The sequence below is a fragment of the Bradyrhizobium sp. 44 genome (assembly GCF_023073095.1).
Taxonomy (GTDB): domain Bacteria; phylum Pseudomonadota; class Alphaproteobacteria; order Rhizobiales; family Xanthobacteraceae; genus Bradyrhizobium.
Genome location: NZ_JADPIY010000043.1, coordinates 46,457 through 60,680 on the forward strand (window position 1 = coordinate 46,457; position 14,224 = coordinate 60,680).

13 protein-coding genes are annotated in these 14,224 nt (G+C 65.3%); 4 read left to right on the top strand and 9 right to left on the bottom strand.

Annotated features, from left to right (window positions below; all coding sequences use genetic code 11):
- Positions 1-123: 123 nt before the first annotated feature.
- The 5 genes from IVB41_RS35225 to ccmA form a co-directional block, all read right to left on the bottom strand.
- The gene (locus tag IVB41_RS35225; RefSeq protein WP_247439402.1) at positions 124-720 is read right to left on the bottom strand and encodes a DsbE family thiol:disulfide interchange protein; all 597 of its coding nucleotides are present in this window, start codon (positions 718-720) and stop codon (positions 124-126) included.
- A gap of 24 nt (positions 721-744) precedes the next feature.
- A complete protein-coding gene (ccmD, locus tag IVB41_RS35230) occupies positions 745-930 on the bottom strand; it encodes a heme exporter protein CcmD (protein ID WP_247439404.1) in 186 nt (61 codons plus the stop codon).
- On the bottom strand, positions 927-1,715 hold the full coding sequence (locus tag IVB41_RS35235) for a heme ABC transporter permease (protein ID WP_247439406.1): 789 nt from the start codon (positions 1,713-1,715) through the stop codon (positions 927-929). The genes ccmD and IVB41_RS35235 overlap by 4 nt, the downstream gene beginning before the upstream one ends.
- Before the next feature lie 91 nt (positions 1,716-1,806).
- Positions 1,807-2,475, bottom strand: a complete 669-nt coding sequence (gene ccmB, locus IVB41_RS35240) for a heme exporter protein CcmB (protein WP_007598845.1) — start codon at positions 2,473-2,475, stop codon at positions 1,807-1,809.
- Between the two features lie 232 nt (positions 2,476-2,707).
- A complete protein-coding gene (ccmA, locus tag IVB41_RS35245) occupies positions 2,708-3,310 on the bottom strand; it encodes a heme ABC exporter ATP-binding protein CcmA (RefSeq protein WP_027566390.1) in 603 nt (200 codons plus the stop codon).
- A 242-nt stretch (positions 3,311-3,552) separates the two neighbouring features.
- Here ccmA and acnA point away from each other — a divergent pair, with 242 nt between their 5' ends.
- The 3 genes from acnA to IVB41_RS35260 all read left to right on the top strand — a co-directional run bounded on the left by acnA (position 3,553) and on the right by IVB41_RS35260 (position 8,249).
- On the top strand, positions 3,553-6,273 hold the full coding sequence (gene acnA / locus IVB41_RS35250; RefSeq protein ID WP_247439408.1) for an aconitate hydratase AcnA: 2,721 nt from the start codon (positions 3,553-3,555) through the stop codon (positions 6,271-6,273).
- A 233-nt stretch (positions 6,274-6,506) separates the two neighbouring features.
- Positions 6,507-7,283, top strand: coding sequence for a thioredoxin family protein (locus tag IVB41_RS35255; protein WP_027566392.1), 777 nt, complete (start codon positions 6,507-6,509; stop codon positions 7,281-7,283).
- A 597-nt stretch (positions 7,284-7,880) separates the two neighbouring features.
- The gene (locus tag IVB41_RS35260) at positions 7,881-8,249 is read left to right on the top strand and encodes a DUF2794 domain-containing protein (RefSeq protein ID WP_027566393.1); all 369 of its coding nucleotides are present in this window, start codon (positions 7,881-7,883) and stop codon (positions 8,247-8,249) included.
- Positions 8,250-8,361: 112 nt separating this feature from the next.
- On the opposite strand, the gene IVB41_RS35265 is transcribed toward IVB41_RS35260, so the two are convergent.
- The 4 genes from IVB41_RS35265 to IVB41_RS35280 all read right to left on the bottom strand — a co-directional run bounded on the left by IVB41_RS35265 (position 8,362) and on the right by IVB41_RS35280 (position 13,467).
- Entirely contained in the window at positions 8,362-8,892 is a 531-nt protein-coding gene (locus IVB41_RS35265) for a GNAT family N-acetyltransferase (protein WP_247439410.1), read from the bottom strand.
- A gap of 223 nt (positions 8,893-9,115) precedes the next feature.
- Complete coding sequence (locus tag IVB41_RS35270; protein WP_007598855.1) at positions 9,116-9,907, bottom strand: Bax inhibitor-1/YccA family protein; 792 nt, start codon at positions 9,905-9,907, stop codon at positions 9,116-9,118.
- Between the two features lie 270 nt (positions 9,908-10,177).
- Positions 10,178-12,748, bottom strand: coding sequence for an ABC transporter permease (locus tag IVB41_RS35275; protein WP_247439412.1), 2,571 nt, complete (start codon positions 12,746-12,748; stop codon positions 10,178-10,180).
- Entirely contained in the window at positions 12,745-13,467 is a 723-nt protein-coding gene (locus IVB41_RS35280; RefSeq protein WP_027566396.1) for an ABC transporter ATP-binding protein, read from the bottom strand. Before IVB41_RS35280 ends, IVB41_RS35275 begins: the two co-directional genes overlap by 4 nt.
- A 55-nt stretch (positions 13,468-13,522) precedes the next feature.
- Between IVB41_RS35280 and IVB41_RS35285 the strand changes: the two genes are divergently transcribed.
- Positions 13,523-14,170: an arylesterase gene (locus tag IVB41_RS35285; RefSeq protein ID WP_247439475.1), complete on the top strand. Its 648-nt coding sequence runs from the start codon at positions 13,523-13,525 to the stop codon at positions 14,168-14,170.
- The last annotated feature ends 54 nt before the right edge of the window (positions 14,171-14,224 follow it).

Consider the following 14,224-nt stretch of genomic DNA (forward strand, 5'->3'; position numbering starts at 1 on the left):
GCGATCCAGTATTCCAGAGACAGTCGTGAGGTACGGAGGAGCTGCGGCGTACTGGATGCCCCGGTCAAGCCGGGGCATGACAGCGGTGTTTGGGGTTGGGTCCTTCTCACACTGACGACAGAGCTAGCTCCCGGCCGCCTTCAACGCCTTCTCCATCTGCGGCAACAGCACCGTCCGCAAGTTCTCCGGCGTGATCGGCCCGACCAGCTTGTAGACGATGGTGCCTTCGCGACCGACGACGAAAGTCTCGGGCACGCCATAGACGCCCCATTCGATCGAGGCGCGGCCATTGGCATCGACGCCGACGTGGCCGAACGGGTTGCCGTAGCGCCCCAGGAAGCGCCGCGCATTGTCGGCGGCATCCTTGTAGTTGATGCCGACAAGCTGGAAGCGTTTGTCTTTTGCCAACTCGGTCAGCAACGGCGCCTCGTCGTGGCACGGCACGCACCAGGACGCCCAGACATTGACGAGACTGACCTTGCCCTTGAACGCGGCGGGATCGAGGCCGGGGATCTGCGTGTTGTCGGCCTGCAATCCCTCGAGCGGCGGCAGCGTGGTTTGCGGCACCGGCCGTCCGATCAGGGCGGAAGGGATCCGCGAGGGATCGCCGCTACCGAGCCGGAACCAGAACAGCAGCGCCAGGCCGATGAACGCAATCAGCGGCAGCACCATCAGGAAGGTGCGGCGCTGCGGCGGAGCGGAGGTCGATTGCTCGCTCATGATTGATCTCTCATGCTCGATCTCTCATGGCCGATCCGTCGCGCTACGGCCGGAGCGGCGGGTCACGCCGCTGCGCTCGAGCTCGCGCAGGCGCTGTGTCTGGCTACGATAATCGAGCACGATCCAGCCGATCAGGATCACGACCACAAGGGCGGCCGCGGCATAGGACGTCATGATGAAAGACGCATAGGGACCGAGCGACATGATCATGCCGCCCCAGCTTCTTTTGACGTGCCGTCTTCACGCGAGCCGGTGCCGACTTCTGAAAACGCCACACGGCTCGCCTGCATCATCTGCAGAGACCGTACGCGCCGACGCAAAATCTCGTTGCGCATCGCAGCCAGATGCAGCGTGACGAACAGCAGGGTGAACGCGACCGCCATCACCAGCAGCGGAATCAAAAAGGATTTGTCGAGCGACGAGCCGCCCATCCGCATCACTGACGCCGGCTGGTGCAGCGTGTTCCACCAATCGACCGAGAACTTGATGATGGGCAGGTTGATGGCGCCGACCAGCGTCAGCACGGCGGCGGCGCGCGCCGCGCGGGAGGGCTCGTCGACGGCGCGCCACAGCGCCATCAGGCCGAGATACATCAGGAACAGGATCAGCACCGAGGTCAGCCGCGCGTCCCATTCCCAATAGGTGCCCCACATCGGCCGGCCCCACAGCGAGCCGGTCAGCAGCGCAAGGAAGGTGAAGCTGGCACCGATCGGCGCGGCAGCCTTGGCGGCGACGTCGGCGAGCGGATGCCGCCATACCAGCGTGCCCAGCGAGGCGATGCTCATCACCCCCCACACGAACATCGACAGCCAGGCATTGGGCACGTGGATGAACATGATCTTCACCGTCGCGCCCTGCTGATAGTCGTCGGGCGCGGTGGCGGACTGATAGAGCCCGATCGCGAGCAGGATGATTGTCGCAGCCGCAAGCCACGGCAGCAGCCGCGCCGTCAGCGCGAGGAACCGTGTGGGGTTGGCGAGGTCGATCAGCGTCATGGTATCCTGATAATCACAGGTAAGCGCTCACGCAATCAGCACGAAAGTCCGCAGCGAAAGTTGATCGGGGTCAAGGTCAGTCCAGTCCATCTCAATCCAGCCCATGCTTCAGGCTCGCCGCAGCTGCGAAGGGGCCGATCACGAGGCTGACCAGCGACAGCGCGCACAGGATCGAGAACGGCGCGCCGAATGTCATGGGGCCGACGATCACCGCCTGCGAGGCCGCGACGCCGAAGATCAGCACCGGGATCGACAGCGGCAGCACCAGGACCGCCATCAGCAAGCCGCCTCGATGCAGCGTCACCGCCAGCGCCGCCCCGATCATTCCGGTAAACGTCAGCGCCGGGGTGCCGGCGAGCAGCGTCAGCGCCACCGCGCCGGTCGCGACCATGTCGAGGTTGAGCAGCAGGCCGAGCACGGGAGTTGCGACGATCAGCGGCAGGCCGGCGGCCAGCCAATGCGCCAGCGCCTTCGCCGCGCAGGCGAGTTCCAGCGGCGTCCGGCTCATCGTGATCAGGTCGAGCGAGCCGTCCTCGTGGTCGGCCATGAACAGCCGGTCCAGCGTCAGCAGGCTCGCCAGCAGCGCCCCCAGCCACAGGATCGCCGGCCCGAGCCGCGACAGCAGTGCCAGATCCGGCCCCACCGCAAACGGCATCAGCACCACCACGGTCAGGAAGAACAGCACGCCAATCAACGCCCCGCCGCCGACGCGGAGCGCGATCCGGATGTCCCGGCGAATGAGGGCAGACAGGGCGGTCATGGGGGGCTCCCATCGTGCCTGAGGCACGGTGCGATCCCTCCCCCGTTTGCGGGGGAGGGTTGGGGAGAGGGTGTCTCGACAACGAAGATTCCCCCAGCGGAGAGAACCCTCACCCGGCGCTGCGCGCCGACCTCTCCCGCAAGCGGGAGAGGCGAGGGAGCCCGCGGCGACGACTGCGTCCCGGGTGCGAGAGCGGCGACCGGCCGCTCGAAAAGCTGAGGGTCCACGGGAATCATGCCGTCCCCCCGATCCGCAGCTCCCGCGAATCGATCCCGAGCGGGGCGTGGGTGGCGGCGATGATCAGGCCGCCGTGGCCGAGGTGCTCGCGCATCAATCCGGAAAACATGTCCTGGCCCGCGACATCCAGCGCCGTGGTCGGCTCGTCCAATAGCCAGACCGGCCGGCGGACGGTCAGCAGGCGGGCCAGCGAGAGCCGGCGGCGCTGGCCGGCGGACAGGAAGGCGGCAGGCAGATCGGCGGCATGGTCGAGCCCGACGATGGCGAGGCTGTCGCCGGCGGCGAAACGCTCCCCGCCGAGAAAATCGGCCCAAAATGTCAGATTCTCCGCCACGCTCAGCGCCGGCTTCAGGGCGTCGCGATGGCCGAGATAGTGGCATTGCTCCGGCAATGTCAGCTCGGCGTCGCCTCCGTCCAGCGCGATCGTGCCGCCCGCCGGAATGAGCAGGCCCGCGATCAGCCGCAGCAGCGAGGTCTTGCCCGATCCGTTGCGGCCGACGACCGCCACGGCTTCGCCGGAGACGGCCCCGAAGTCGAGCCTGGCAAACACCTCGCGGCCGCCCCGCACGCATGTGACCCCGCGTCCGGAAAGCTTCATCTCGCCTCGTATCGATCCGCTCAAAGCCAGGCCTCAGGAAAACTTGGGGTAGCGTATGGGAATTTTTGGCTCGCGGATTGCCGCGGCACGTTTGTGGCTGTGGCGGCGCGGTTAGAAAGCTTCTATAAGCCCGGAACTACTTGATGCAGCAACTCAACCTGCCCCTGCAAGCGACTCAGCCTGCCTACGCTGACGGTGTTAAAATACCCTGCCGGGTATAACTAACAATTGGGATTTCCTACATGACCTCGCTCGACAGCTTCAAATGCAAAAAGACCCTCAAGGTCGGCGCCAAGACCTATGTCTATTACAGCCTGCCCACGGCCGAGAAGAATGGTCTGAAGGGAATTTCGAAACTCCCCTATTCGATGAAGGTCCTGCTCGAGAACCTGCTCCGCAACGAGGACGGCCGCTCGGTCAAGAAGGAAGACATCGTCGCGGTGTCGAAATGGCTGCGCAAGAAGTCGCTGGAGCATGAGATCGCCTTCCGCCCGGCGCGCGTGCTGATGCAGGACTTCACCGGCGTGCCCGCCGTGGTCGATCTCGCCGCGATGCGCAATGCGATGCAGAAGCTCGGCGGCGATGCCGAGAAGATCAATCCGCTGGTGCCGGTCGACCTCGTCATCGACCACTCCGTGATCGTGAACTTCTTCGGTGACAACAAGGCCTTCGGCAAGAACGTCACCGAGGAATACAAGCAGAACCAGGAGCGCTACGAGTTCCTGAAATGGGGCCAGAAGGCGTTCTCGAACTTCTCCGTCGTGCCGCCCGGCACCGGCATCTGCCATCAGGTCAATCTCGAATATCTCTCCCAGACGGTCTGGACCAAGAAGGAGAAGATGACGGTCGGCAAGAAGACCGGCACCTTCGAGGTCGCCTATCCCGACTCGCTGGTCGGCACCGATTCCCACACCACCATGGTCAACGGTCTCGCCGTGCTCGGCTGGGGCGTCGGCGGCATCGAGGCCGAAGCCTGCATGCTCGGCCAGCCGCTGTCGATGCTGTTGCCCAACGTCGTCGGCTTCAAGCTGAAGGGCGCGATGAAGGAAGGCGTCACCGCGACCGATCTCGTGCTGACCGTGACGCAGATGCTGCGCAAGCTCGGCGTCGTCGGCAAGTTCGTCGAGTTCTTCGGCCCCGGCCTCGACCATCTCTCGGTCGCCGACAAGGCGACGATCGCCAACATGGCGCCCGAATATGGCGCGACCTGCGGCTTCTTCCCGGTCGACGCCGCCGCGCTCGATTATCTCAAGACCTCCGGCCGCACCTCGGCGCGGGTCGCGCTGGTGCAGGCCTATGCGAAGGCGCAAGGACTGTTCCGCACCGCCAAGTCGCCCGATCCGGTGTTCACGGAGACGCTGACGCTCGACCTCGGCGATGTCGTGCCATCGATGGCCGGCCCGAAGCGCCCCGAAGGCCGCATTGCGCTGCCGTCCGTGGCCGAGGGCTTCTCGCTCGCGCTCGCCAGCGAATACAAGAAGGCCGAGGAGCCGGGGAAGCGCTTCGCCGTCGACGGCAAGAAGTTCGACATCGGCCATGGCGACGTCGTGATCGCCGCGATCACCTCCTGCACCAACACCTCGAACCCGAGCGTGCTGATCGGCGCCGGTCTGCTGGCGCGCAACGCCGCCGCGAAGGGCCTCAAGGCAAAGCCGTGGGTGAAGACCTCGCTGGCACCCGGCAGCCAGGTGGTGGCGGCCTATCTCGCGGATTCCGGTCTCCAGGCCGATCTCGACAAGGTCGGATTCAACCTAGTCGGCTTCGGCTGCACCACCTGCATCGGCAATTCCGGTCCGCTGCCCGAGGAGATCTCGAAGTCGATCAACGACAACGGCATCGTCGCGGCTGCGGTGCTCTCCGGCAATCGCAACTTCGAAGGCCGTGTCTCGCCGGACGTGCAGGCGAACTACCTCGCCTCGCCGCCGCTCGTGGTCGCTCATGCGCTCGCGGGCACCGTCACCAAGAACCTCGCCATCGAGCCGCTCGGTGAAGGCAAGGACGGCAAGCCGGTGTACCTCAAGGACATCTGGCCGACGACGAAGGAGATCAACGCCTTCATGAAGAAGTTCGTGACCGCGTCGATCTTCAAGAAGAAGTATGCCGACGTGTTCAAGGGCGACACCAACTGGCGCAAGATCAAGACGGTCGAGAGCGAGACCTATCGCTGGAACATGAGCTCGACCTATGTGCAGAACCCGCCCTATTTCGAAGGCATGAAGAAGGAGCCGGAGCCGGTCACCGACATCGTCGAGGCCCGCATCCTTGCCATGTTCGGCGACAAGATCACCACCGACCACATCTCGCCGGCCGGTTCGATCAAGCTCACCTCGCCCGCCGGCAAATATCTCAGCGAGCACCAGGTGCGTCCGGCCGACTTCAACCAGTACGGCACGCGCCGCGGCAACCACGAAGTCATGATGCGCGGCACCTTCGCCAATATCCGCATCAAGAATTTTATGCTCAAGGGCGCGGATGGAAATATCCCAGAGGGCGGTCTGACAAAACACTGGCCCGACGGCGAGCAGATGTCGATCTACGACGCCGCGATGAAGTACCAGCAGGAGCAGGTGCCGCTGGTGGTGTTCGCCGGCGCCGAATACGGCAACGGCTCCTCGCGCGACTGGGCCGCGAAGGGCACGCGGCTGCTCGGCGTGCGTGCCGTGATCTGCCAGAGCTTCGAGCGCATCCACCGCTCCAACCTGGTCGGCATGGGCGTGCTGCCGCTGACCTTCGAGGACGGCACCTCCTGGTCGTCGCTCGGTCTGAAGGGCGACGAGAAGGTCACGCTGCGCGGCCTCATCGGCGACCTCAAGCCGCGCCAGAAGCTGACCGCGGAGATCGTCTCCGGCGACGGTTCGCTGCAACGCGTTTCGCTGCTCTGCCGCATCGATACGCTGGACGAGCTCGAATACTACCGCAACGGCGGCATCCTGCACTACGTGCTGCGCAAGCTCGCGGCGTAAGCGCGGATTTGTGAACGGTGGCTCACTGCGAAGTGAGTAGTAGGTTACACGAAGGCGGCCTATCACAAGGCCGCCTTCACGCGTTTGCGGCAGGCTTCGGATGGCCCGCCCGGCGGAGAACCTCACGCCCTGGACGGCTGCTGTGGCGGACGAAGGTGTGAGGCCCGTAAGACTACGGTGACCATCCGGCGGTAAGCTTTCCCTCTCGCGAGCAATGGTGTGCGGCGTTCGACATGACAACAATGACGGCTTCTCATCTGGTTTCACGTTGGTCCGGCGCCCTCTGGTCGGGTGCACTTGGTCTCTGTGCGATCGTCGCCGTCATTCGTCCTGCCGAGGCTGATCCCCGCGCCGTTGTCGAATTGTTTACCTCGCAGGGCTGCTCCTCCTGCCCGCCGGCCGACAAGATCATCGGCGACCTCGCCCGCGATCCCTCGATCATCGCGCTGAGCATGCCGATCGACTATTGGGACTATCTCGGCTGGAAGGACACATTGGCCGATTCGCGCTTCTCTGCACGGCAGCGTGCCTATTCGCGCATGCGCGGCGACCGCGAAGTCTACACGCCGCAGGTCGTGGTCAACGGCTCCACGCATGTCGTGGGCAGCGATCGCACTGGCATCGAAAGCGCGATCGGCAAAACCGACACGGGCACTGGTGTGATGAGCGTGCCGGTGACGATGTCGCTCGCGGGCAAGCAGATCAACGTCTCGGTGGCCGCGAGCAAGGAGCCGACGGCGTCCCACGGCGAGGTCTGGATCTGCTCGATTGCGAAGTCGGTGCCGATCGCGATCAGCCGCGGTGAAAATCGCGGACAGCAGGTGATCTATCACAACGTGGTGCGCAACCTGCTCAAGGTCGGCGACTGGACCGGCCGTCCGGAAAGCTGGACGGTGCCGATCGAGAACCTCACGCGCGACGGCGTCGACGGTGCTGTGGTCTACGTCCAGGACGGCAGCCGTGAAAAGCCGGGCCCGATGCTGGGCGCGGCGTACACGTCGCTGCACTAACGCGCACACTTCGAATATTCCGATTCAAGCGCACTCTCAATCCTCATGGTGAGGAGCGCGCTCTTGCGCGCGTCTCGAACCACGCAGGCCCTGCTGAGGCAGCTCGGCCTCGATCCTTCGAGACGCCACTTCGCGGCTCCTCAGGATGAGGGGAGGGAGTGTTCTCGCTGATGAGGAAGAGATCCGTCGAGGCGAAAACATCCCGGGACAAACAAAACCGGCCCAAACAAAAAAGGACCAACTCGCGTTGGCCCTCCTTGTCGTGCGAACAGACCCGATCCTGACGGCCCCGGGGGGCTGGGGGCTGAGGAATCCGGAACCGAAAGGACCGGGTCAACGCACACAAGTCTTTTCGCAATGCAGGGCGGCAGTCGCTTGGCGGAAAAGCGGCGACACTATGATTCCTGCTAACGATCCCGTGACGGTTTGCCGCGACAGAGTTCCACCGCTACGTGTGGGCGGTTTGCTCCGGTCCAACGTCCTTACAGGGCCCCTTGCAGTGGGGAACAGTTGGCGCGATCATGCAACTGTCATGATCCGCGGTTCCGGGGACGGTCTTCGCGGACGCGGTCATGCTGATACGACAGGAGGCAGCCTATGAGTCTGTCGGAGGATGCCGATCCGAGCGAACAGCGCGCGGCGGCGCGCCCCGCCGCTTCGAATGCGCAACCGAGCCGCGTAACGTTCAACCGGCTCGAGCTGCACCGTATTCTCAATCTCTACGGCCGGATGGTCGCCGACGGCGAGTGGCGCGACTACGCCATCGACTTCCTCAAGGATCGCGCCGTGTTCTCGGTCTTTCGCCGCGCTTCGGAAGTGCCGATCTATCGCATCGAGAAGGATCCGCGCCTCGCGCGCAAGCAGGGCATGTACAGCGTGATCTCGGCGACGGGCCTGATCCTGCGCCGCGGCCACGAGCTGGAGCGCGTGCTCCTGGTGATCGATCGCAAGCTGGCGGTGGTGTAGCGGCGCGCTTGGTGCTGTAGGGTGGGCAAAGGCGCATCGCGCCGTGCCCACCATCTTTCGTCAAACGCGTTGGTGATGGTGGGCACGCTTCGCTTTGCCCACCCAACGAGACCTATTTTGTCGGCACGCTCTTCGCGCCCTCGCCGAGGTCGCGCTGCATCATCACCGTGTCCAGCCAGCGGCCGAATTTCAGCCCGACGCTGGGATGCGTGCCGATCATCCTGAAGCCGCCCTTGGTGTGCACGCCGATCGAGCCGGCATTGGCGGAATCGCCGATCACGGCGATCATCTGGCGGAAGCCGCGCGCCTCGCATTCGACGATCAGCCGCTCCAGCAGGAGCGCTCCGATGCCGCGGCGGTGAAAGGACGGATCGAGATAGATCGAGTTCTCGACCGTGAAGCGGTAGGCCGGCCGCGGCCGGTAGGCGCCGGCATAGGCGTAGCCGGCGACGCGCCCGTCGAGGATGGCGACGAAATAGGGATAGCCGCCGTCGATCAGCGTGCGGTAGCGGCGCGTCATCTCGGCGAGGTCGGGCGGCTCCAGCTCGAATGTCGCGGTGCCCTCGCGGACAGCCTGCTGGTAGATGGCGGTGATGGCGGGCAGGTCGGCCTCAAGGGTGGGCCTGATTTCGGGTGCGGACATGCCGCAAGATTAGAGCCTTCCCGGGACGACTGGAAGAGGCAACGGCCTCCCCACGTCGTCATTGCGAGCGGAACGAATCAATCCAGAAATGCGTCCGTGGAAGGACTCTGGATTGCTTCGTCGCAAGAGCTCCTCGCAATGACGTTGGTTGAGGGAACATCACGCCCAAACCAAAACCCCGGCCTTTCGGCCGGGGCTGGTGTCGTTCGCTCTGGTCTGGCGCTTAGTCGCGCTGGCCGAGGAGCTGCAGGAGCAGCGTGAACAGGTTGATGAAGTTCAGGTACAGCGACAGCGCGCCGGTGATGGCCGCACGCTCTGCGATGTCACCGCCGGCCGAGGCGTAGCCGTAGATGTAGTCGTTCTTCAGCCGCTGGGTATCCCAGGCGGTGAGGCCCGCGAACACCAGCACGCCGACCACCGACACGACGAACTGCAGCACCGAGCTCGCCAGGAACAGGTTCACCAGGCTCGCGATGACGATGCCGATCAGGCCCATGAACAGGAACGAACCCATTCCGCTCATGTCACGCTTGGTGGTGTAGCCGTAGAGGCTGAGCGCGCCGAAGGTCGCCGCGGTGATGAAGAACACCCGCACGATCGAGGTGTGCGTGAACACCAGGAAGATCGAGGACAGCGAGACGCCCATCAGCGCCGCGAACACCCAGAACAGGATTTGGGCGGTCGAGGGAGCGAGACGGTTGATGCCCGCCGAGATCACGAACACCATGGCGAGCGGCGCGAGCATGAACAGCCACTTCAGCGGGCTGACGAACATCGCGTAGCCGAACGGCGTCAGGAACAGCTTGCCGACGCGGACGGCTTCCGGGGTCGGAACATCCGTCACGGCGGCCATGTAGACGCCGAGCGCGGCAAGGCCTGTGATGGCCAGGCCGATGCTCATGTAGTTGTAGATGCGCAGCATGTAGGCGCGCAGGCCGGCATCGACCGTCGCGGCGTCAACACGCCCGGCGGCCCTGCCGAAAGGAGAAGCGTAATTGCGATCTAGGTCCGACATGGTCGAATTCCCGTTGGTTGGTCCGGTCCGGCATGAGGGTCGCCACGCCGCCGGTTCGTCAAATTCTATCTCGGATACCGATGTCTGCCGACTAAATTTTGGCTAACAATCGGGGCTCCGAACCCATTCGATATGTGGGAAACTAACACATCCGCTGCAACCGTCCACGCGCGGCTGAATGTCGCCCTTCCCTGCAATCCAGACGAGCGGACGTGGTTAATCGCCGGAATCGTGCGATTTCGCTCCCGTGCCGCCGCCCGCTACCATTTGTCACAAATTCCGCAACACCGTGGCGGGCTTTTTGTTCAACGCCAGCAGCGTGCCGGCGAGACCCAGGCCGACCGTGACGACCAAGGCAGCCGCGACCACGCCGGCGGCGCTGCCGCCCTGCCAGACGAAGGTGAGGGTCATCAGTCGGGTCACGATCATCCAGGCCGCGACGCTGCCGGCGAAAACGCCGAACATTGCGGTTGCAAGCCCGATCAAGAGGTATTCGAGCGCATAGGCGCCGAGCAGCCGCAGCCGGGTCGCGCCGAGGGTCTTGAGGATCACCGCATCGTAGACCCGGTGGCGATGGCCGGCGGCGAGAGCGCCGCCCAACACCAGGATCGCCGAGATCAGGGTCACCGCGCTGGCGCCGCGGATCGCCAGCGCCAGGTTGGTCACGACCGAGCCGACCGTCTCCATCACCTCGCGCACGCGCACGCTCGTCACCATCGGATAGGTATCAGCGACCTCCTTGATGATCTTGCCGTCGCCGGCCGCATCGCCGCCGGCTTCCGTCAGAGTCGCGATATGGGTGTGCGGCGCGCCCTTGAAGGCGTTCGGCGAGAACACCAAGACGAAATTGATGCCGAGGCCCTGCCAGTCGATGCTGCGCAGATTGCTGATCTTCGCGGGGATGTCGCGGCCGAGGATATTGACCACGACCTCGTCGCCGAGCTTGAGGCCAAGCCCGTCCGCGATCTTCTTCTCCATCGAAACCAACGGCGGGCCGGAATAATCGGCGCTCCACCACTCGCCCTCGACCACCTTGGAGCCCTTCGGCAGCTCGGCGGTATAGGTCAGGCCACGGTCGCTCTGCAGCACCCACTCGGAATCGGTGCTGGGCTTGAGCTCCTCGGCGCGAACGCCACGGGCTCCGACGATGCGCCCGCGCAGCATCGGGACGTCATCGACCGTCGCGCCAGGGGCGATCTGGCGCAGATATGAGTCGAACTGCTCGGCCTGCGTGCTCGGAATATCGATGAAGAAGAACGATGGCGCGTGCTCGGGCAGTGCCGCCAGGAACTGCCGGCGCAGATTGCCGTCGATCTGGGTGATGGTGACGAGCACGGCGAGCCCGAGGCCAAGCGACAGCACGACCGAGGGCGTCAACGCGCCCGGCCGGTGGATGTTGGCGATCGCAAGTCGCAGCATTGGCCAGCGCGTGCGCGGCAGCCGCCGCGCGATCGTCATCAACAGCGCGGCAATGCCGCGCAGCAGCGCGAACACGACCACGGAGGAGGCCACGAACACGGCGGCGATGCGCTTGTCGAAGGACAGCCCGATCACGACCGCGATGAGCAGCGCGATCACGACAGCCATGAAGACGAGATAACTCCAGCGTGGCCGATGCCATTCCGAGCTGATGGTGTCGCGGAACAGGGCGGCCACCGGCACGTCATGCACCCGCCCGAGCGGCCACAGGCCGAAGGCAAGCGCCGTGAGCAGCCCGTAGACGAACGACAGCGCGAGCTCGTCGGCATGCACCGCCGGCACCACCGGCAGCGGCAGTAGCTTGCCGAACAGGCCGACGATCGCGAAGGGCATGGCGGCGCCGAGCGCGAGGCCGATCGCCGAGCCGATCGCGGCGAGCAGGAGCACCTGGGCGAGATAGATGCCGAACACGTCGCGCCCGGTGGCGCCGACGGCCTTGAAGGCCGCGATCACCTCGAGCTTGTGGTCGATATGGGCCTTGACGGCATTGGCGACGCCGACGCCACCGACCAGCAGCGCGGCGAGGCCGACCAGCGTCAGGAACTGCGTGAAGCGGTTGATGTTGCGCTCGAGCTGTGGCGAGGCATTGGAGCGGCTGCGGACCTCCCAGCCGGCCTGCGGCGCGGCGTTGCGGGCGTCCGCGATGAAGGCGTCGGTGGCGCGCTCGCTATTGGCGATCTCCGGCAGCTTCACACGATAGACCCAGCGCACCAGGCTGCCGGGCTGGACCAGCCCCGTGGCGCGCAGGCCCGCCTCGCTGATCAGGAAGCGCGGGCCGAAGCCGATGCCGCCGGCGAGCTTGTCGGGCTCGGCTTCGACGGCGCTGCGGATCTGGAACGTCGCAGCCCCGACGGTGACGCGATCGCCGGTCTTGAGCGACAGCCGCGCCAGCAGTGTCGGATCGGCGGCCGCGCCGAACGCGCCGTCGCGCTCCGCGAGCAGGTCGGACATCGGCAGCGGCGGCGCCAGCGTCAACTGGCCGAGCATCGGATAGGTGTCGTCGACCGCCTTCATCTCGACCAGCGCCAGCTTGCCCTCGGCCGAGCGCGCCATGCCGCGCAGTGTGGCGGCGCCCGAGACGGTGCCGCGCGAACGCAGGAAGGCGACTTCCTCCGGCTTCGCCTCGCGCTGAAACAGGACGAACGACACGTCGCCGCCGAGCAGCGTACGGCCCTCGCGGGCGAGGCCGTCGCTCAGGCTCGCCGAGACCGAGCCGACACCGGCGATGGCCATCACGCCGAGCGCGATGCAGGCAATGAAGACGTAGAAGCCGCGCAGGCCGCCGCGCAATTCGCGCAGCGCGTAGCGCAGCGACAGCGCGACGCCGTTGGGCTTCGCGAACGGTTCGGCAGCGGTGCTCATGCCGGCGCCGACTGCGTGTCGATGCGCCCGGAGCGCAGGCGGATCACGCGATCGCAGCGATGCGCGAGCGACGAATCATGCGTGACCAGCACCAGCGTCATGCCGCGCTCGGCATGCTTGCTGAACAGGAGGTCGACGATCTGTTGTCCCGTGGCTTCGTCGAGATTGCCGGTCGGCTCGTCGGCAACGAGGATCGCGGGATCGGGTGCCAGCGCGCGGGCCAGCGCGACGCGCTGCTGCTCGCCGCCGGAGAGCTGCGTCGGATAATGATGCAGACGGTCGCCGAGCCCGACCGATTGCAGCTCCTGCGCCGCGCGCGTTGCGGCGTCGGGATTGCCCGCAAGCTCGAGCGGCACGGCGACGTTCTCCAGCGCGGTCATGGTCGGGATCAGGTGGAAGGACTGGAAGACGATGCCGACCTGGCGGCCGCGGAAGCGGGCCAGCGCGTCCTCGTCGAGGGCATTGAAAGGCGTGCCGCTGACCACCACCTCTCCGCTATCAGGACGCTCCAGCCCCGCCATCACCATCAGCAGCGTGGATTTGCCCGAGCCTGACGGGCCGATCAGGCCGATCGTCTCGCTCCGGCCCACGCGCAAGCTGATATCCTTGAGAATGTGAACGCGTGCCGCGCCCGTACCCAATGACAGATTGACGTTGGAGATGGCGATGGTGTCGGCCGAACTGTCGGCGAGCGAAGAGGAAGAGATGCGAGTGTCCATGGTCCGGTCATATGGCAACTCCGTACGCGCGGTCGAGAGGCGTTACGGATTGTTCATGCACATAGCCGTGTTGATGTTCGCTTTGATGACGGTCGCAAATCCGGCATGGGCTCCGGCATGGGCCGAGGCGGCGAAGCCGATCAAGCTGGTGGTTCTCGGCGATTCCCTGAGCGCCGGCCTCGGCCTCCCGGCCCAGCAAGCGTTCCCCACCAAGCTTCAAAAAGCTTTGCAAGACAAAGGCATAGAGGTCGATATGACCAATGCCGGGGTGTCCGGCGACACCTCCTCGGGGGGGCGTGACCGGCTCGACTGGTCGGTCCCCGACGGAACCGACGGTGTGATCATCGAACTCGGCGCCAACGATGCGCTGCGCGGCATCGATCCCGATTTGACGCGCGCCGCGCTGACCGAGATCGTCCAGCGCCTCAAGGCGCGCACGATCGCGGTGATGCTGTGCGGCATGCTGGCGCCGCCGAATTACGGCGCGGACTATGCCGCGCGCTTCAATTCGATTTATCCGGATCTGGCGAAAAAATTTGGCGTGCCGCTCTATCCGTTTTTTCTCGACGGTGTCGCGGCCGATGCCAAGCTCAACCAGGCCGACGGCATTCATCCGACCGCGGCCGGCGTCGACATCATCGTCAAGAATATCTTGCCCACGGTTGAGGCATTCATTGGCACGATAGCTGAGCAGCGGCGTTGAAAAGCAGGCAGCGCCGACCGTAATTCCCAGGGTTTTACCGGGGTGAGGCGCGCG